The sequence below is a fragment of the Aphanothece microscopica RSMan92 genome (genome assembly GCF_046613545.2).
Lineage (GTDB): Bacteria > Cyanobacteriota > Cyanobacteriia > PCC-6307 > Cyanobiaceae > NIES-981.
The window spans coordinates 1-17,939 of sequence record NZ_JBKKKY020000033.1 but is presented as its reverse complement, the minus strand read 5'-3'; the positions used below and the strand labels follow the sequence as shown (position 1 = coordinate 17,939).

General features: G+C 69.0%; 21 protein-coding genes. 12 read left to right on the top strand and 9 right to left on the bottom strand.

The features are described from left to right. Positions 1–2: 2 nt before the first annotated feature. On the bottom strand, positions 3–332 hold the full coding sequence (locus tag ACLD7X_RS10290) for a translation initiation factor (protein ID WP_411423537.1): 330 nt from the start codon (positions 330–332) through the stop codon (positions 3–5). A 169-nt stretch (positions 333–501) separates the two neighbouring features. Between ACLD7X_RS10290 and trpB the strand changes: the two genes are divergently transcribed. After that, positions 502–1,719, top strand: a complete 1,218-nt coding sequence (trpB, locus tag ACLD7X_RS10285; RefSeq protein WP_411423556.1) for a tryptophan synthase subunit beta — start codon at positions 502–504, stop codon at positions 1,717–1,719. Positions 1,720–1,740: 21 nt separating this feature from the next. Here trpB and ACLD7X_RS10280 read toward each other — a convergent pair whose 3' ends face one another. The 3 genes from ACLD7X_RS10280 to ACLD7X_RS10270 form a co-directional block, all read right to left on the bottom strand. Further along, positions 1,741–2,724: a proteasome-type protease gene (locus ACLD7X_RS10280; protein ID WP_411423536.1), complete on the bottom strand. Its 984-nt coding sequence runs from the start codon at positions 2,722–2,724 to the stop codon at positions 1,741–1,743. A 72-nt stretch (positions 2,725–2,796) separates the two neighbouring features. Then, positions 2,797–3,786, bottom strand: coding sequence for an HrcA family transcriptional regulator (locus tag ACLD7X_RS10275; protein ID WP_411423535.1), 990 nt, complete (start codon positions 3,784–3,786; stop codon positions 2,797–2,799). 135 nt (positions 3,787–3,921) lie between these two features. Then, the gene (locus ACLD7X_RS10270) at positions 3,922–4,278 is read right to left on the bottom strand and encodes a rhodanese-like domain-containing protein (protein ID WP_412006936.1); all 357 of its coding nucleotides are present in this window, start codon (positions 4,276–4,278) and stop codon (positions 3,922–3,924) included. A gap of 44 nt (positions 4,279–4,322) precedes the next feature. Between ACLD7X_RS10270 and ACLD7X_RS10265 the strand changes: the two genes are divergently transcribed. The 10 genes from ACLD7X_RS10265 to ACLD7X_RS10220 all read left to right on the top strand — a co-directional run bounded on the left by ACLD7X_RS10265 (position 4,323) and on the right by ACLD7X_RS10220 (position 12,335). Next, positions 4,323–5,954: a DUF3352 domain-containing protein gene (locus ACLD7X_RS10265; protein ID WP_411423533.1), complete on the top strand. Its 1,632-nt coding sequence runs from the start codon at positions 4,323–4,325 to the stop codon at positions 5,952–5,954. A gap of 5 nt (positions 5,955–5,959) precedes the next feature. Beyond that, a complete protein-coding gene (gene sixA, locus ACLD7X_RS10260) occupies positions 5,960–6,442 on the top strand; it encodes a phosphohistidine phosphatase SixA (RefSeq protein WP_411423532.1) in 483 nt (160 codons plus the stop codon). A 58-nt stretch (positions 6,443–6,500) separates the two neighbouring features. Then, a complete protein-coding gene (locus tag ACLD7X_RS10255; protein ID WP_411423555.1) occupies positions 6,501–7,694 on the top strand; it encodes a citrate synthase in 1,194 nt (397 codons plus the stop codon). A gap of 24 nt (positions 7,695–7,718) precedes the next feature. Beyond that, positions 7,719–8,867: an NADH-quinone oxidoreductase subunit NuoH gene (gene nuoH, locus ACLD7X_RS10250; protein ID WP_411423531.1), complete on the top strand. Its 1,149-nt coding sequence runs from the start codon at positions 7,719–7,721 to the stop codon at positions 8,865–8,867. An 80-nt stretch (positions 8,868–8,947) separates the two neighbouring features. Next, positions 8,948–9,577 (top strand): NAD(P)H-quinone oxidoreductase subunit I, encoded by a 630-nt coding sequence (ndhI, locus tag ACLD7X_RS10245; RefSeq protein WP_411423530.1) that lies wholly within the window; start codon positions 8,948–8,950, stop codon positions 9,575–9,577. Beyond that, a complete protein-coding gene (locus tag ACLD7X_RS10240) occupies positions 9,577–10,179 on the top strand; it encodes an NADH-quinone oxidoreductase subunit J (RefSeq protein ID WP_411423529.1) in 603 nt (200 codons plus the stop codon). Before ndhI ends, ACLD7X_RS10240 begins: the two co-directional genes overlap by 1 nt. A 67-nt stretch (positions 10,180–10,246) precedes the next feature. Next, entirely contained in the window at positions 10,247–10,576 is a 330-nt protein-coding gene (gene nuoK, locus ACLD7X_RS10235; RefSeq protein WP_411423528.1) for an NADH-quinone oxidoreductase subunit NuoK, read from the top strand. 12 nt (positions 10,577–10,588) lie between these two features. Further along, a complete protein-coding gene (locus tag ACLD7X_RS10230; protein ID WP_411423527.1) occupies positions 10,589–11,542 on the top strand; it encodes an NAD(+) kinase in 954 nt (317 codons plus the stop codon). Positions 11,543–11,566: 24 nt separating this feature from the next. Then, positions 11,567–12,145, top strand: coding sequence for a CYTH domain-containing protein (locus ACLD7X_RS10225; RefSeq protein WP_411423526.1), 579 nt, complete (start codon positions 11,567–11,569; stop codon positions 12,143–12,145). Between the two features lie 22 nt (positions 12,146–12,167). After that, a complete protein-coding gene (locus ACLD7X_RS10220) occupies positions 12,168–12,335 on the top strand; it encodes a hypothetical protein (protein WP_411423525.1) in 168 nt (55 codons plus the stop codon). Here the strand turns inward: ACLD7X_RS10220 and pedR are convergent. Next, a complete protein-coding gene (gene pedR, locus ACLD7X_RS10215; protein ID WP_411423524.1) occupies positions 12,332–12,625 on the bottom strand; it encodes a photosynthetic electron transport-dependent transcriptional regulator PedR in 294 nt (97 codons plus the stop codon). The genes ACLD7X_RS10220 and pedR overlap by 4 nt on opposite strands. 77 nt (positions 12,626–12,702) lie before the next feature. Between pedR and ACLD7X_RS10210 the strand changes: the two genes are divergently transcribed. Further along, a complete protein-coding gene (locus ACLD7X_RS10210; protein WP_411423523.1) occupies positions 12,703–13,617 on the top strand; it encodes a methylenetetrahydrofolate reductase in 915 nt (304 codons plus the stop codon). Here ACLD7X_RS10210 and ACLD7X_RS10205 read toward each other — a convergent pair. The 4 genes from ACLD7X_RS10205 to ACLD7X_RS10190 all read right to left on the bottom strand — a co-directional run. Beyond that, on the bottom strand, positions 13,598–14,782 hold the full coding sequence (locus ACLD7X_RS10205; RefSeq protein WP_411423522.1) for a sugar phosphate nucleotidyltransferase: 1,185 nt from the start codon (positions 14,780–14,782) through the stop codon (positions 13,598–13,600). The two genes, ACLD7X_RS10210 and ACLD7X_RS10205, sit on opposite strands and share 20 nt — an antisense overlap. Before the next feature lie 45 nt (positions 14,783–14,827). Next, positions 14,828–15,730, bottom strand: a complete 903-nt coding sequence (locus ACLD7X_RS10200) for a segregation/condensation protein A (protein WP_412006937.1) — start codon at positions 15,728–15,730, stop codon at positions 14,828–14,830. A gap of 169 nt (positions 15,731–15,899) precedes the next feature. Continuing rightward, positions 15,900–16,304 (bottom strand): LapA family protein, encoded by a 405-nt coding sequence (locus tag ACLD7X_RS10195; protein WP_412006938.1) that lies wholly within the window; start codon positions 16,302–16,304, stop codon positions 15,900–15,902. A 127-nt stretch (positions 16,305–16,431) separates the two neighbouring features. Beyond that, positions 16,432–17,939, bottom strand: a 1,508-nt coding sequence (locus ACLD7X_RS10190; RefSeq protein ID WP_411423519.1) for an NAD(P)H-quinone oxidoreductase subunit 4, incomplete at its 5' end; no start/stop codon positions are given.

Below are 17,939 nucleotides of genomic sequence, written 5' to 3'. Positions count from 1 at the left end.
GCCTACCCCCCGGCCTGCCTGGGCCGGTAGCCCGCCTGCTGGAGGGCCGTCAGGGCGGCGGCCACCTGATCCCCCTGGAGTTCGATCACCCCCGCCTTGAGGGTGCCGCCGGTGCCGGCGGCCGCCTTGAGCTGCTTCAGCAGGGCCTTGAGCTCACCCTCCTCAGCTTCCAGGCCGGTGATGGCCGTGACCAGCTTGCCGCCCTTGCCGGCTTTGCTGCGTTGCACCCGCACGCGCTGCTGGGCTCTGGGGGTCGGCTCCTGCTGCGGGCTCGACGCGCTGGCGGGCCGGGCGAGCGGGCTGAACTCCTGCCAGCCGCGCTGCCGCTGCATCGTGATGCGCCCGAACCTTCCAGGATCATCCCGCACCGCCCCTGCGGCCGGCCCTGAGGCGCCCAGGTTCCTACCCTGAGCACACCCTGCCCAGTCCCCGGTGACCAGCACCCTTCCCGCGGCGAACCCGGCCCCCGGGCAGCCCGATCCCGCCTCCCTCCAGCCCGAGGTGCGTCCGAACCCGGCTGGTCGCTTCGGACGTTTCGGCGGCCAGTACGTGCCGGAAACCCTGATGCCGGCCCTGGCCGAGCTGGAGGTCGCCGCCGCCGAGGCCTGGGCCGATCCCGCCTTCACCGGGCGGCTGGATCACCTGCTGCGCACCTACGTGGGCCGCCCCACGCCCCTCTATGAGGCCGAGCGGCTCACGGCCCACTACGCCCGTCCGGAGGGTGGACCGCGCCTCTGGCTGAAGCGCGAGGACCTCAACCACACCGGCGCCCACAAGATCAACAACGCCCTGGGTCAGGCCCTGCTGGCCCTGCGCATGGGCAAGAAGCGGGTGATCGCCGAGACCGGCGCCGGCCAGCACGGCGTGGCCACCGCCACCGTCTGCGCCCGCTTCGGCCTGGAGTGCGTGGTGTACATGGGCGCCGAGGACATGCGCCGTCAGGCCCTCAACGTGTTCCGCATGCGCCTGCTGGGTGCCACGGTGCAGCCCGTCACCGCCGGTACAGCCACCCTCAAGGACGCCACCAGCGAGGCCATCCGCGACTGGGTGACCAACGTGGAGAGCACCCACTACATCCTCGGCTCGGTGGCCGGCCCCCACCCCTACCCGATGCTGGTGCGGGACTTCCACGCCTGCATCGGCAAGGAGGCCAGGGCCCAGTGCCAGGAGGCCTTCGGCCGCCTGCCGGATGTGCTCGTGGCCTGTGTGGGCGGCGGCTCCAACGCCATGGGGCTGTTTCACCCCTTCGTGCAGGACACCGGCGTGCGGTTGGTGGGGGTCGAAGCGGCCGGGGAGGGCGTTCCCAGCGGCCGCCACGCCGCCACGATCACCGAGGGCCGCGTCGGTGTGCTGCACGGTGCCATGAGCCTGCTGCTGCAGGACGCCGAGGGCCAGGTGCAGGAGGCCCATTCGATCAGCGCCGGCCTCGACTACCCCGGCGTCGGTCCGGAGCACAGCTACCTGCGCGAGATCGGCCGCGCCGACTATCTGGCCGTCACCGACGAGCAGGCCCTCCAGGCCCTGCGGCTGGTGAGCGAACTGGAGGGGATCATTCCCGCTCTGGAAACGGCCCACGCCTTCGCCGCCCTCGACCAGCTCTGCCCCACCCTGCCCCCCGGCACCGAGGTGGTGCTCAACCTCTCGGGCCGTGGCGACAAGGACGTGAACACGGTGGCCGATCGCCTGGGGGACCAGCTGGGGGGCCGTCTGGCCCGGTGACCCCCCGTGGATCCGCCCGGCTCAGAGCGGATCCTCCTCCCAGGCAAAGCGCGGCAGTCGCCGCAGGCCCTCCTGCATGCACCCTGCCCACACTTGCATCGAACGGCTGATTTCCGGCGCTCCCTTCCCCAGCTTGATCCGCCGGGAGATGCGCAGCTCGTTGGCCGGCATCAGCGCCAGTTCGAACGGCGGACCCACCGAGAGGTTGGACCGTCGCGTGATGATCTGGGAGATCAGGCAAAGCCGGGCCGCATCCTCCAGGGACAGGCCGCAGTGGCCCACGAAGTCGAGCGGGGGTTTGCCGTATTTGCTTTCCCCGATCTGCAGAAACGGGGTCTCGCGGGTGGCCATCACCGCGTTGCCCTGCGGGTAGATCAGGTACAGGCCATGGCGATCTCCCTCGATCTGGCCCCCCAGGATGAAGGTCGCCTCCGCACTCGCTCCCGACTGGTGCAGCGTGGCCCGGTGCTGGTCCTGGACCGCCACGCTCATCCGTCCGACATAGTCGGCGGCTTCGAACAGATACTCGGCGGTGAGCAGATTGGGCAGCTGCTTCTCCTCCTCCTTGCGGTCCTTGGCGTGTTGGGTGGCGTGTCGGGCATCGCCCGCCACAGCGCCCCTGGCCGGGGCGGCGGCCGGATCGCAGCCGAGCATGGTGGACCTCTGGGGCTGACCTGCCTCGGGCACCCCCACGAACACCGAGGTCTGCAGCGGCGGGTTGCCCGCTTCGCCGCTCAGGCCGGGGCCACTGCCCACCGGTGTGCCGGGCCGGGCTGGCCCGGTCGGCGCCACCCCCTGGCGGCGCAGTTCCCGCTGGATCTGGTTCAGCACCGCCTGGGTCGTGCCCAGGTTGCCGGCCGCCAGGAGCACGAACATGCGGTCCGGCGCCGGCTGGAAGACATGCATCTTGCTGTAGGTCGAGATGTAGTCGACCCCGGCATTGGTGCGCGAATCGGAGGCGAACACCAGGCCCGCATCGAGCAGGAATGCGACGCAGTAGGTCATGTCCGTTCCAAGCCTCCCTGGAAGGAATCCTGAACGATCACCCCACCGGTCGGCCCTGGGTGCTCCATCAGTTCAGCTCAGCAGCCTGGACAGGGTCGCCGCCACCGAGTGCACGGCGGCCCTGGCGGTGGCGTAGGCCATGCGCATCGGTCCCACCAGGGCCACCTGGCCCTGGGCCCCATCGCCTGTGGTGTAGCTGGCCTGCACCACCGCACAGCGCTCCAGGGCCCCGTGCGGGTGCTCCCGGCCGATCCAGATCGCGTCGGCCCGGGGACCGAGCACCTGCTGGGGGGTGTCCTCCACCAGCTGCAGCAGCGGGCGCAGGCTGGCGGTCTGGCTGAATTCCGGCTGGGCCAGCAGGCCCCCCAGGCCGCTGGCCACGGCCTGCAGGTTCTCCTGGGCGAGGGGCTGGCGGCGCTCCAGGGCCTGGCGTAGCAGATCGCCGCCATGGCGCAGTTCCTGCGGCAGCTGCTGCCACGGGATCGGATGGTCGGGATGGGCGCGGAGCTGGTGGTTGGTCCAGCGCTCGAGTCGCTCGATCTCCTGGGGGGCGACGGGCGGTCGGCGCAGGTTGAGACTGCCGGCCCCGGCCGAGCCCGCCACGAGGAAGACCAGCAGCCGATCGCCGCTGGCCACCAGACGCAGTTCCTGCAGGCGCTGCTGACGCTTCTGGGGCCGGGTGATCAGGCTGAGCAGGCCGGTGAAGTCCCCCAGGCGCCGGCTGAGATGGAGCAGCAGGTCATCGAGGGCCGACCAATGCAGGCTGAGCCCAGTGAGTTCCCGTTCCAGTTGCTGGGCCGCCGCGCCCGGGGCCGGCAGCAGCCGGTCCACATAGACCCGGTATCCCTGCTGGCTGGGGATGCGGCCGGCGGAGGTGTGGGGCTGGGTCAGCAGGCCGCGCTGTTCCAGAGCCCCCATGGCCGAGCGCACCGTCGCTGAACTGGCCGGTAGGCCGAAGCGCCGCACCAGGGTCTTGCTGCCCACGGGTTCCACCGTGTCGACGTAGTGGCGCACGGCCAGCTGCAGCACCTCCTGCTGTCGTTGGGAGAGGTTCTGCGCCAAGGCAGCTGCCCGGAAGGCTAGGCCGGATGGTAAGAGCAGCCGCCACGTTTGCGCCGGTGACCCAGCGGCGGAGTCACGGGGTCTTCACGCCGCACGGTTCGTGGCACAGCTCGTCCCAAGGCTCGTGGCCCGTCTTCAGTAGCGCGGCACCGACGGGTCCACCTGCACGCTCCAGGCGTCGATGCCCCCCAGCAGGTTCCACACCTGCCCGTAGCCCTGCTGCTCCATCAGCCAGCAGCCGAACTGCCAGCTGCGTACCCCCGCGTGGCAGATCACCGCCACGGGCCGGTCGCGCTCCAGCCGCTGCTCCAGCGTGGGGAGCCATGCGCTGGAGCAGCTCAGCGGCAGGTGGATGACCTCATGGGGCAGGCGGGCCAGTTCCAGTTCCATGGCTTCGCGCACATCCACCAGCTGGATCGCCTCCCCGTCGCTGAGGCGCTGCTGCAGCTCACGGGCCGTGATGCTCTTGGGGAGGCTCTCGGGCGTTTGCACGGGTGGGGCTTCGGGGCAGGATGGACCCATCCTGCTTTGGGCGCATGAAGGCCCGCCGATTCGTGGCGGTGGTGCTGGCGGCGACGTTGTTGCTTCTGGGTCTGGCCCTCGGAGGCTGGTGGCTGGTGTGGCAGCGCTCTCCCCTGCAGTTGCAGCATCAGGGTCTGATCCTGCCCCGGTCGGCCCGTTTCGTGCCCCGGCAGGCCGCCCTCAGCCTGTTTCTGCTGACCGATGCGGAGGAGCCGGTGCGCTATGCCCGGGCGGTGGCCCCCACCCGCCAGCGCCGGCAGGCGGCCGACGCCGTGGCGCGGCTGCGGGACGGGGCCTTCGCCGCGGCGGGTCTCGACTACCGCGACGAGCTGGCCGGCTGGCTCGGGCCCGAGACGGGCCTGGCCCTGTTCGCTGCCGATGGGGCCGGCGAGCCCAGGGGGTGGCTGCTGGCCCTGCAGAGCCGTGATGGAGACGGCGCTCGCCGTTTCCTGCAGCGCTTCTGGCAGACCCGCAGCCTGGCCGGCACCGGGCTGCAGGTCAGCAGCTACCGGGGCATGGGCCTGATCAGCGGCCGGGCGGCCCTGGTGGGTCAGGAGCCCGTACCGGTCGCCACCGCCCTGATCGACGATGACCTCGTGCTGCTCGCCTCGGGCCGCGGCGTGCTCGAGCAGGCCCTGGACGTCTCCCAGATCGATGAGCTCAACCAGGCCGCCGACCCCCCCTTTCGCCAGGCCCTGGCCAGGCTCGAGCAGGGGGCCGTGCTGCTCACCCTGCGTCCGTCCGGCCTGGAGCCCTGGCTGGGCTTTCCGGGTGGAGCCCCTGGCGGACTGCGCTCCCTCGTGGCCTCCCTGCGCCCCCAGGGACGGCAGCTGGCCGTCGAGGCCCTGATCCAGTCGATCCAGTCCGACGCCATCCCGCCGGGCGAGGAGGCGTCCACCGCGGCGGACGATCCGAGCGGACCCTGGACACCGCGGCTTGATCCCTCCGAGGCCGAGGCCCTGCTCGATGGTCTTCGTGGTGAGGTCGTCCGCCTCGCCCTGCTGCAGGATCCGGCCCACTGGCCCGACGCCTGGCGCCCCCTGCTGGAGCAGGCCCTGCTGGGGCAGGGGGGGGGACTGCCCACCCTGGTGGCCTCCCTGGATGCAGGCCCGCTGCTGTGGAGTGAGGGCCCCCTGGGCTGGCTGCTGGGCACCCGCGCCGACCAGCCCGCGCCGGCCGCCCTCCAGCCCGCCCTGGAGGACCTGGGGTTGGTGGCCTCCACCCTGGCCGCACCCGCCGCGGGCCAGGGCCTGCAGGTGTGGACCCATCTGGAGGCCACGAGCGCGTCGCGACGCAGGGGCGACGCGACTTCCCAGCTGGAGGTCAGCCTGGCCGGTGCCCGGGCTGCCGATGGCGAGCGGGCCTGGTGGGGCCAGACCCTGGCTGTGCTCGAGGAGCGGCGCAGTGCCGGCAGCGGGCCGCGGCCGCTGCGCCGGGCCCTCGACGAGCTCGGCCTGCCGGAGGCGCCCCTGCAGTGGGCGGTCGCCGCCGATCCGGCCCGCGCCCTGCTGCGGAGCTGGTCGTCCTGGCGGCTGCTCTCCGCTCTGGCGGGCCAGCCCCTGGCCGAGGACGTCGAGGGCCTGGCCCTGGCTCTCGAACCCGATGCCGGCGGGCTGCATCTCCAGGCCAGGATCCATTACGGATGAACCCAATGGCTGAGCTGTTGCTGTTGCGTCATGGCATCGCGGCGGAGCGCCGCCCCGATCACCCGGACCAGGCCCGCGCGCTCACGCCTGAAGGACGCCAGCGCACGGCGGCCGTGCTGAGCCAGTTGCACCGCCTCGGGGTCGGCGCCGACCGGCTGCTGAGCAGCCCCCTGGTCCGGGCGCGCCAGACGGCCGAGCTGGCCGTGGCGGCGGGCCTGGCGCCGGCCGTGACCCTCACCGATGCCCTCGCACCGGGGGGCGATCCCCTGCCTCTGCTGGCCGATCTGGCCGCCGGCGGGCGTCTGCTGCTGGTCGGCCATGAGCCCGACCTGGGGGACCTGGCCGCGCGGCTGATCGGTGCCCCGCCGGGCAGCATCGCCCTCAAGAAGGCCGGTCTGGCGGTGCTGGACCTGCCCACGCCGCGCACCCCTGGCCAGGCCTGCCTGCGGCTGTTGCTGGCCCCCCGCCAGCTGCTGGGCGGCAACTAGCGCTACGGCGGGACGGGCGGCTCCAGCCGTAGGTTCTGGCCCAGTGGTCTCCGTTGGCATGGCAGGCAGGGTCAGTGGCAGTGTCCAGGGCAGCGTCGATGGCGCCCATGGAGCGGCGTCCGTCCCCCCCTTCCGGCCGGGGCTGGAGGGGGTGCCGGCGACCCAGTCGGCCATCTGCGACATCGACGGCCAGCGGGGTCTGCTCACCTACCGGGGCTATGGCGCCGATGTGCTCGCGGCCAACAGCACCTTTCTCGAAACCACCTACCTGCTGATCTGGGGCGCGCTGCCGACCGCGGCGCAGCTGCGGGAGTTCGAGCAGGAGGTGCAGATGCACCGGCGGGTGAGCTTCCGCATCCGGGACATGATGAAGTGCTTCCCGGCCTCCGGCCATCCGATGGACGCGCTGCAGAGCAGTGCCGCTTCCCTCGGCCTCTTCTACTCCCGCCGCGCCCTCGACAACCCCGAATACATCTACGAGGCGGTGGTGCGGCTGATCGCCAAGATCCCCACGATGGTCGCGGCGTTCCAGCTCATCCGCAAAGGACAGGATCCGATCCAGCCCCGCGACGACCTGCCGTTCGCGTCGAACTTCCTGTACATGCTCACGGAGCGGGAGCCTGATCCCCTGGCGGCCCGCATCTTCGATGCCTGTCTGATCCTGCACGCCGAGCACAGCCTCAACGCCAGCACCTTCAGCGCCCGCGTCACCGCCAGCACTCTCACCGATCCCTACGCCGTGGTGGCTTCGGCGGTGGGCACCCTGGCGGGCCCGCTGCACGGGGGCGCCAACGAGGATGTGCTGGCCATGCTCGAGGCCATCGGCAGCGAGGACCAGGTGGAGCCCTGGCTGGATCAGGCCATCGCCGAAAAGCAGAAGATCATGGGATTCGGCCACCGCGAGTACAAGGTCAAGGACCCCAGGGCCGTGATCCTGCAGGGCCTGGCCGAGCAGCTGTTCGATCGGTTCGGCCACGATCCCCTCTACGACCTGGCCCGCCGGGTGGAGGAGGCGGCAGCGGTGCGGCTGGGCCCGAAGGGCATCTACCCCAACGTCGACTTCTATTCCGGCCTCGTGTACCGCAAGCTCGGCATCCCCCGGGATCTGTTCACGCCGATCTTCGCCATCGCCCGCACCGCCGGCTGGCTGGCCCACTGGAAGGAGCAGCTGGGAGCCAACCGCATCTTCCGCCCCTCGCAGATCTACACCGGTGCCGAGCCTCGCGAGTGGGTGCCGCTGGAAGCCCGCTAAGTTTCCCCCATCTGAGCTGCCGTCATGCTGAGCGATCCGGCCGTCGGTCTGGACCGGGCTGTTGGTCTGGACCTCCAGTCCAGCTTCGTGGAGGCCCTCCAGGGCCTGGGCCTGAGCCATGGTGCCGCCCATCTGCTCTGGCTGCCGCTGCCCATGCTGCTGGTGCTGGTCGCCGCCGTGGTGGGCGTTCTGGTCAACGTCTGGCTGGAGCGCAAGATCTCCGCGGCCGTGCAGCAGCGCATCGGACCCGAATACGCCGGCGCCCTCGGGATCCTGCAGCCCATGGCGGACGGTCTGAAGCTGCTCTTCAAGGAGGACATCATTCCGGCCCGGGCGGATGGCCTGCTGTTCACCCTCGGCCCGGTGCTGGTGCTGATCCCGGTGATCCTCAGCTGGCTGGTGGTGCCCTTCGGCCAGCACCTGCTGATCAGCAATGTGGGCATCGGCATCTTCCTGTGGATCGCCCTCAGCTCGATCCAGCCGATCGGTCTGCTGATGAGCGGCTACGCCTCCAACAACAAGTACTCGCTGCTCGGGGGCCTGCGCGCCGCAGCCCAGTCGATCAGCTACGAGATCCCCCTGGCCCTGGCCGTGCTGGCGGTGGTGATGATGAGCAACTCGCTCAGCACCGTCGACATCGTCGATCAGCAGACCGGTGCCGGCATCCTCAGCTGGAACATCTGGCGCCAGCCCGTCGGTTTCGTGATCTTCTGGATCTGTGCCCTGGCCGAATGTGAGCGCCTTCCCTTCGACCTCCCCGAGGCCGAGGAGGAGCTGGTGGCCGGCTACCAGACGGAGTACGCCGGCATGAAGTTCGCCCTCTTCTACCTGGGCAGCTACATCAACCTGGTGCTCTCGGCCCTGTTGGTGTCGGTGCTCTACCTCGGCGGCTGGGGCTTCCCCCTGCCGGTGGAATGGCTGGCCGGCTGGCTGGGCCAGCCCATCGATGCCCCGCTCGTGCAGGTGATCACCGCGTGCGTGGGCATCGTCATGACGGTATTGAAGGCCTACCTGCTGGTGTTCCTGGCGATCCTTCTCCGCTGGACCACCCCCCGGGTGCGGATCGACCAACTCCTTGATCTGGGCTGGAAGTTCCTGTTGCCGATTGCCCTGGTCAACCTGCTCGTCACCGCCGGCCTCAAGCTCGCCTTCCCTGCCTTCTTCGGCGGCTGACCCTTCAGCTTCCGACCGGCTGAGCCATCATGGTTCCGGCCTGACTCTGGTCTCCCACGCTCCGTCCCAAGTACCAGCTCATGTTCGGGTTTCTCAAGAAAGTCACCGACTACACGCGCGATGCCGTCGGCGCCGCCCAGTACATGACCCAGGGTCTGGCGGTGACCTTCGATCACCTGCGGCGACGCCCGGTGACGGTTCAGTATCCCTACGAGAAGCTCATCCCCTCCGAGCGCTACCGGGGCCGCATCCACTACGAGTTCGACAAGTGCATCGCCTGTGAGGTGTGCGTGAGGGTCTGCCCGATCAACCTGCCGGTGGTCGACTGGGTGATGAACAAGGCCACCAAGAAGAAGGAGCTGCGCAATTACTCGATCGATTTCGGCGTCTGCATCTTCTGTGGCAACTGCGTGGAGTACTGCCCCACCAACTGCCTCTCGATGACCGAGGAGTACGAGCTGGCCGCCTTCGATCGCCACAGCCTCAACTACGACAACATCGCCCTGGGTCGCCTGCCCACCAGCGTCACCAGCGATCCGGCGGTGGTCGCCCTGCGCGAGCTCGCCTACCTGCCCAAGGGCGCCGTGGATCCCCATGGGGTGCCGGACACGGCCCCCAGGGCCGGTCAGCTGCCCGAGCAGGTGCTCGCCGCCATGCCCGAGTCCGCTTCCGCCGAGACCTCCACTGCCGAGTCCCAGGGAGACGCCTGATGACCATTGCCTCCAGCACCCAGCAGATCTGCTTTGCCGTGCTCTCCACCACCCTGGTGCTCGGAGCGCTGGGGGTGGTGCTGCTCCCCAACATCGTCTATTCGGCCTTCCTGCTTGCCGGGGTGTTCCTCTCCGTCGCCGGCCTGTACCTGATGCTCAATGCCAGCTTCGTGGCCGCGGCCCAGGTGCTGGTCTACGTGGGTGCGGTCAACGTGCTGATCCTGTTCGCGATCATGCTCGTGAACAAGCGCGAGGACCTCTCCGCCATTCCCGGCCTGGCTGTCCGTCGCCTGCTTTCCGGCCTGGTCTGCGGTGGGCTGTTCGTTCTGCTGATCCGGGTGGCCTTCACCACGCCCTGGGCCCTGCCCGGGCCGATGCCGATCGGCGAGGAGGCCACCATCCGCATCGGTGAACACCTCTTCTCCGACTATCTCCTGCCCTTCGAGCTCGCTTCGGTGCTGCTGCTCATGGCCATGATCGGCGCCATTGTGCTGGCCCGCCGGGATGTCTTCAGCTCCGACATCGTCACCGGCGAGGCCGTGGATCAGGGGCTGATCGAGAAGGCCCGCACCCCCCTCCTGATCGACAAGACGGCCCGTTGATCAGCCGGGCCACCGTGCCTGATCCCCTGTCCCCCTCCGCCTTGCTGCCATCCCCCTCGCTGACGTCATGGACCTCGACCTTCCCTCCGCCATCCCTCTGCAGGCCTACCTGGTGCTGGCGGCGGTGCTGTTCTGCAGCGGGGTCTGGGGCCTGATCAACAGCCGCAACGCCGTACGGGTGCTGATGAGCATCGAGCTGATGCTGAATGCCGTGAACATCAACCTGATGGCCTTCTCCAGCTATCTGGATGGCCAGCTCATTCGCGGCCAGGTGTTCGCCATCTTCGTGATCACCGTGGCGGCGGCCGAGGCGGCCGTGGGTCTGGCCATCCTGCTCTCCCTGTACCGCAACCGCGAAACGGTCGACATGGAGCGCTTCAACCTGCTCCGCTGGTAGGGCGTCGATTCGATGCGCCTGGAGCGGGTCTGGCTGATCGCACGCTCAGGCAGCCAGGCCGCCCAGCGGCAGGGCAGCCGCTGTGCCGCGGATCTGCGCTCCCAGGGGGTGGTGGTCGTGACCGCCACCAGTGGGCTGGCCGCCGATCCCTATCCGGGACTTCTCGCCACCGAGGCGGAGCTTCCCGACCTGGCGATCGTGCTCGGCGGCGATGGCACCGTGCTCGGGGCGGCCCGTCACCTGGCCCCCCTGGGTGTTCCCATCCTCTGTTTCAACGTCGGCGGGCATCTCGGCTTCCTCACCCACGACCGTCGCCTGCTGAGGCTCAGCGGTGAGGCCCCACCCCGCGGCAGCAGCCTCGAGGATGACCGCAGCCTCTGGCAGCGGTTGCGGGATGATCGCTTCGCCCTCGAGAGCCGGATGATGCTCGAGGCCCGCATCGATCGCGGCGATGGGGTGGAGGATTCCGCGGATCCCGAACACCTGGCGCTCAACGACTTCTACTTCCGCCCGGGTCTCGAGGAACTCTCGCCCACCTGCGTGCTCGAACTGGAGATCGATGGCGAAGTGGTCGACCAGTACCGCGGTGATGGCCTGATCATCGCCACCCCCACCGGCTCCACCGGTTACGCCATGGCGGCCGGAGGCCCGATCCTCCATCCGGGGATCGAGGCGATCGTGGTCAACCCGATCTGTCCGATCAGCCTCTCCAGTCGGGCGGTGGTGGTGCCGCCCCGGGCCCAGCTCTCGGTCTGGCCCCTCGGCGAGTCGAGCCGGCGGGTGAAGCTCTGGAAGGACGGTGCCCATGCCACCACGCTGGAGCCCGGTGATCGGGCCCTGGTCCGGCGTTCCGGTCATCCGGCCCTGATGGTGGCCCTGGAGCACAGCCCCTCCTACTACCGCACCCTCACCCACAAGCTCCACTGGGCCGGCAGCCTGATCGCCGCCGAGCCGTCGCACAATTGAGTCGAGTCTTGCCGGGATGAGCCTGTGGGCCTGGAGATCGAGCGCCGCTTCCTGGTGCGGGGCGAGGGCTGGCGCCAGCACGTGGGCTGGCGTGCCCACCTCGAGCAGGCCTACCTGGTGGGGTCTCGGGACGGCCTCACCGTGCGGGTGCGCCGCTCCGATCGAGCCCAAGCGCTCCAGGCCGATGGGGAGCCGGGTGGCCAGGCCTGGCTGACCCTCAAGGCCCCGGCCCCCGGGGGCCGCGACGGCCTGGTGCGCCAGGAATTCGAGTATGCCATCCCCCTGGAGGATGCGGCGGCGCTGATGGCGCTGGCGCCCCATCGCCTCGCCAAGTGGCGCCATGGGCTTGAACTGCCCGGTGGCGACTGGGTGCTGGATGTGTTTGAGGGGGAGAACGCCCCGCTGGTTCTCGCAGAGGTGGAACTGGCCTCGGCGGAGCAGCCTGTGCCGCTTCCCTCCTGGTGCGTCCACGAGGTCACGGGGCGTCCGGAACTCAGCAATGCCGCCCTGGCCCGGGAGCCGCTGAGCCGCTGGAGCGTCGAACGTCGCCAGTCCCTCCTCGCCTGGTTGGGGGAGGCGGACGTCACATCCGATACAATCTGAGGAAATCCTTAAGGAGCGGGGTTTGACCGGCCTCTACGACAGCCAGGGCGTCCTCCGCTTCGCAGGGCGTGACAGTCAGGATTGCCTGGCCTATGCCGAACTCTTCGAACTCAGCGAGGGCTCCTACAGCCTCGAGAGTCTCACGGTCGCGGTTCAGGCGCTGGCTCAGCCGACTCCCTTCCGCGTCTAGCGCTGGTGTGGATGCTCCCGCTTGAGGGCGGGATCCAGCGCACAGCAGTTGAACCCATCCCGGCAGATCTTGCCGTGGTCCATCGCCCAGTTCAGCAGGGCCACGCGGTTCTTCGCGCCCGTTTTGGTGAAGATGTTGCTGACGTGGTTGTCCACCGTGCGCTTGCTGATCGTGAGCGATTCAGCAATCTCCTGGTTGGTGAGCCCCTCGGCGACCAAGCCGATGATCTCGATTTCCCGCTCGGACAGATGGCGCTCCGGCGGCTCATGGGCATGGAGCTCTCTGACCATCGGCCTGGCCCCTCGGGGTCTCTCCACTCTATGCAGGGCCTTGCCGCATGATGGGGCCTGACACGGGAAGGGTCGGCTTGCTGCTCCAACAGGTTCTGGCCAGTGGAAGACCGGCCATCACCGCCGAGGTGACCCCGCCCCGGGGCGGAGATCCTGCCCGCACCCTGGAGGCGGCACGAGCCCTGCGCGGCTGGGTCCATGCCGTCAATGTCACCGACGGCAGCAGAGCCGTCATGCGCATGTGCAGCCTGGCGGTGTGCAGGCTGCTGCTGGACGAGGGCGTCGAACCGGTGCTGCAGATGGCCTGCCGCGACCGCAACCGCATTGCCCTGCAGGCCGATCTGCTCGGCGCCCATGCCCTCGGTCTGCGCAATCTCCTCTGTCTCACGGGCGATCCGGTGAGGGCCGGCGACCAGCCCGGCGCCCGCCCGGTCAACGAGTTCGAGGCGGTGCGGCTGCTGCAGCTGGTGCGTCAGCTCAACCAGGGCGAGGATCCCGTGCAGGGCTCCCTGCCCGATGGCGGCACGGCATTCTTCGCCGGTGCTGCGGCCGATCCCCAGAGTTCGAGCTGGAGTGGTCTCAAGGCCCGGCTGCGCCGCAAGCAGCAGGCCGGCGCACGCTTCGTGCAGACCCAGATGGTCACCGACGCGGAGGCCCTGCGCCGCTTTGTGGAGGAGATCGCCGCCCCCCTGGACCTGCCGGTTCTGGCCGGGGTGTTTCTGCTGAAGTCGGCCAGGAACGCGGCGTTCATCAACCGGGTGGTGCCCGGGGCCAACATTCCCCAGGCCCTGATCGACCGTCTCGCGGCCGCTGCGGACCCGGCGCGGGAAGGGGTGGCGATCGCGGCCGAGCAGGTGGCCCGCTACCTGGAGGTGGCCCAGGGGGTGCACCTCATGGCGATCAAGGCGGAGGAGCGCATCCCCCAGATCCTGCGCGCGGCCGGGGTTGTCCCAGCCGAGCCCCAGCTCCGGCCTAGGAGCCTGGCTGGCTGAGGCTCAGGTCGCTGCCGAGCAGTTCGGCCATCGCCTTCTGCTGGGGGGACGGTGCCACGATGTCCTGCCGCCGCACGTCGGTGATCAACCAGTCGAGGGCGGCTTCCTGGAGATCGAAGTGGTCGCCGTTGCGGTCCACGCAGTAACGGCCGAACACCAGCTTTTCCACCAGGCGCACCCCGGGGCCGATCCGGGAGTAATCAAAGATGATCGAGTTGTCGATCGTGGCCCCTTCCCCGATCAGGCAGCTCGGGCCGATCATCGCGGGTCCGATGATCGTGGCGCCGTCCTCGATCCGGGTCATCCCCCCCACGTAGATCGGCCCTTCCACGTGGATCTTGTCCCAGTTGGCGGCGACGTTCAGACCCGTGTAGATGCCGGGCCTCACCTCCTTGCCAGGGATCTGCACCTGGCGCACCTGACCCTGCAGCACGCTGCGGATCGCCTGCCAGTAGTCCGGCACCTTGCCGATGTCCACCCACTCGAACTCCATCGGCAGCGCATAGAACGGTGCCCCGGCGGCCACCAGCTTCGGAAACAGATCCGAGCCGATGTCGAACGGCTGACCGCTCGGGATGAAATCCAGCACCTCCGGCTCGAAGATGTAGATGCCCGTGTTGATCATGTCGCTGGCGGCTTCGGTCACCGCCGGCTTCTCCTGGAACGAGAGCACCCGCCCTTCCGGGTCGGTCACCACGACCCCGTAGCTGCTGACCTGATCGCTGGGAACCCGCTTGGTGACCAGGCTCGCCATGGCGCCCTTCTCGCGGTGGCGCCGCACGGCCTCGGTGAGATCCAGGTCGATCAGGGCATCCCCGCACAGCACCACGAAGGTGTCGTCGAAGAAGGGTTGGAAGTTCTGGATCTTCTTCAGGCCCCCGGCGGAGCCGAGGGCATCGCCGATCAGCTCACCATCCTCGATCCGGCCTTCGAAGCTGTAGGCGATCTCGACACCGAAGCGCTGACCATCCCGAAAATAGTTCTCGATCTCCTCGGCCAGGTGGGACACATTCACCATGACCTCGGTGAATCCATGCTGGCGGAGCAGCTCGAGCAGAAACTCCATCACGGGTTTCTGCAGGATCGGGATCATCGGCTTGGGGATGGTGTGCGTGATCGGACGCACCCGCGTACCCTTCCCGGCCGCCAGGATCATCGCCTTCATCGGCGTTTACTCACATTGGTCGGAGCCTCCAGCCTAGGCGCCAACTCAGGCGGCAAGCCGTTCGACGGCCGCTAGGGGAGCTGACCCCGCCGTGGCCACCAGGGGCAGCTGACGGCTTTCGCCGCTGTCGAGCAGACGCCGCAGGCTGAGGGGGCCGAACAGGCCGCCCGGCTGCTCCAGCTCCACCTTGCCCTGGTGGCAGAGAAACAGCAGGGCCCAGAAGACCCCGACGCGATCGCGATCCAGGTCCGCCTCCGCCTGCCGTGTCTCGACGGTGACGGCCCAGGCCTCCACCAGACCTTCGAAACCCACCCAGTCCTGGGCCGGATCCCAGCTGAGCAGGAACTGGCTGAGGGCCGCCGTGGTTTCCGGAAGCTTCTCCCGGTGCGCCAGGGTCGCCACCTGCTCGATGGCCGCCCGGTCGCTGTAGCGGCGGGGGCGCTGGCGCACCTGTCGGCGCCCTTCCTCCTGCTCGAGCCGTTCGGCGATGTCCTCGAGCTGGCGGATCAGTTCCCCCAGGGTGACCGGGCGTTGCAGCGGCGGTGGGGCGACGGGCCGTCGCCAGAGGTGCCGTTCGGGGCGCCGTGGCAGTTCCAGCGCCGTTCCGATCAGCCAGCCCTGGCCGTCAGCCTCGAAACCGAACTCCTCGGCGTCCTCCAGGGCGACCTCCGGGGGGAAGGTGCTGGCCTCGAGCACCTCCGCCTTCAGGCTCACCAGCACGGACGCGGCCAGGAAGGCCTCGCTGGCCTCCGCCAGATCCTGTTCGTAGCTTCCGCCCCTGCCCGGCCGGGCCTCTGCCACCAGCCGCGGCACCGTGATGCGCTGACGCAACTGATCCAGGAACCCGTCGATCACGGCGATCACATCGACGTCCCAGGGGTCGAGATCCCCCCGCTCCGCTGCATCCTGCAGCAACCGGATGGCCAGCCTGGCGCCCGCTTCAGCCAATCCTTCCCGAACGCTCCAAGGATCCGTAGGGTCAAAGTAACGGTGACGGCCCGTGGCCACCACTCTCAATCCGCGGTCTCAATCCGCGGCCACCAGTCTCGATCGCATATCCCACCGATGATGGGACATCCCTCGGGTGGCCATGGCGCGGCTTGCTGGGAGCAGCCGCTCAGCTCGGAACGGCATCGGCGTCTTCGACGATCACGGACCCGCTGTCGTCCGGTCGCGGCTGGGCTGAACTCTGACCCGCCGCCGGCAGCAGACCGAGCTGGGCATCCACGGTGGCGCGGTAGCGCTGCAGGTCGTTCTCGAGTTCCTGGATCCGAACCTGCTGGGCGTCGTAGTCGCTCTGGTTCTGGATGGCCTCCACCTTGCGCACCACACCGGTCCAGACCGCGAACACCCAGGCCGCGGTCGCTCCCACACCGCCCACCACGAGCAGCAGGGCCGCCAGGGGCATGGTGGCGCTCAGGCCGGGCAGGAAGTGCACGGTCGTGGGGGCGGTGTTCTCCAGGGTGAACATCACCGTGGCGAGACCGAAGCTGAAGATCAGCAGGAAGTTCAGCTGTTTCATCAGGGGCACCCCAGCACAGGGATCAGGAGCGTAGGCAGAAGGGCGCTGGGACGTCGATCGGGGCCGCCATCCGCAGGGTTCTGTTACGGCTGCGGCAAGGCCGAGCACCACGCCCAGCGATCGGGATTCAGACGGGGAGGGCCGGGGCGCTGAGCAGGGGCTGACGGATCAGGTCTCCGGCCGGTGGGTTGATCACCCGGGCCATGGCGGTGGTCTCCCGCTGAACCAGGGCCTCGATCGAGGCGCGGTAGCTGTCGGTCATGATCCGGGGGTAGAGGCCGATGCCCACGATCGGCACGAGCAGGCAGCTGATCACGTAGATCTCGCGGGGTTCGGCATCGACCAGATGGGTGTGGGAGGCCAGTTCGGCGTTCTCCTTGCCGAAGAAGATCTCCCGCAGCATCGAGAGCAGGTAGATCGGTGTGAGGATCACCCCAACGGCGGCCAGGATCGCCATCACCACCCGGAAGCTGAGGGTGTAGGCCTCGCTGGTGACGAAGCCCACGAACACCATCAGCTCGCTCACGAAGCCGCTCATGCCGGGCAGGGCCAGGGAGGCCAGCGAGCAGATGGTCCAGAGGGCGAACATCTTGCGCATCTTCTGGCCCACGCCCCCCATCTCATCGAGCTGCAGGGTGTGGGTGCGGTCGTAGGTCGCGCCCACCAGGAAGAACAGGCTGGCGCCGATCAGGCCATGGCTGATCATCTGGAGCATGGCGCCGCTGGTGCCCAGGTCGCTGAAGCTGCCGATGCCGATCAGCACGAAGCCCATGTGGCTGATCGAGCTGTAGGCAATCTTGCGCTTGAGGTTGCGCTGGGCGAAGGAGGTGAGGGCGGCGTAGATGATGTTCACCACCCCGAGCACCACCAGCAGGGGGGCGAACTGGGCGTGGGCTTCCGGCAGCAGCTGCACGTTGAAGCGCAGCAGCGCGTAGCCGCCCATCTTCAGCAGGATGCCGGCCAGCAGCATGTGCACCGGCGCCGTGGCTTCTCCGTGGGCGTCCGGCAGCCAGGTGTGGAGGGGAACGATCGGCAGCTTCACGCCGAAGGCGATCAGCAGGCCGGCGTAGCAGATCACCTGGAACCTGGTGCCGAACTCCTTGGCCATCAGGGCCGTGTATTCGAAGCTCGTGTCACCCCCGTAGAAGGCCATCGCCAGGCCCACGATCAGGATGAACAGCGAGCTGCCGGCCGTGTAGAGGATGAATTTGGTGGCGGCGTACTGCCGTTTCTTGCCGCCCCAGATGGCCAGCAGCAGATACACCGGGATCAGCTCCAGCTCCCAGGCCAGGAAGAAGAGCAGCATGTCCTGCACGGCGAACACGGCGATCTGGCCGCCGTCCATGGCCAGCAGCAGGAAATAGAACAGCTTCGGCTTGAAGCTCACCGGCCAGGCCGCCAGGGCCGCCAGGGCCGTGATGAAGCTGGTGAGCAGGATCAGGGGCATCGAGAGGCCATCGGCGCCCACCGACCAGGCCAGGCCCAGATCCGGCAGCCATGTCACCCGCTCCACCAGCTGCAGTCCCTCCACGGAGGGGTCGTAGCCGTTGAGGTACCCGCCGACGGTGAACAGGAAGGTGACCAGGGCGATCCCGAGGGCGTACCAACGCACCTGCTTGCCATCGCCCTTGTCGG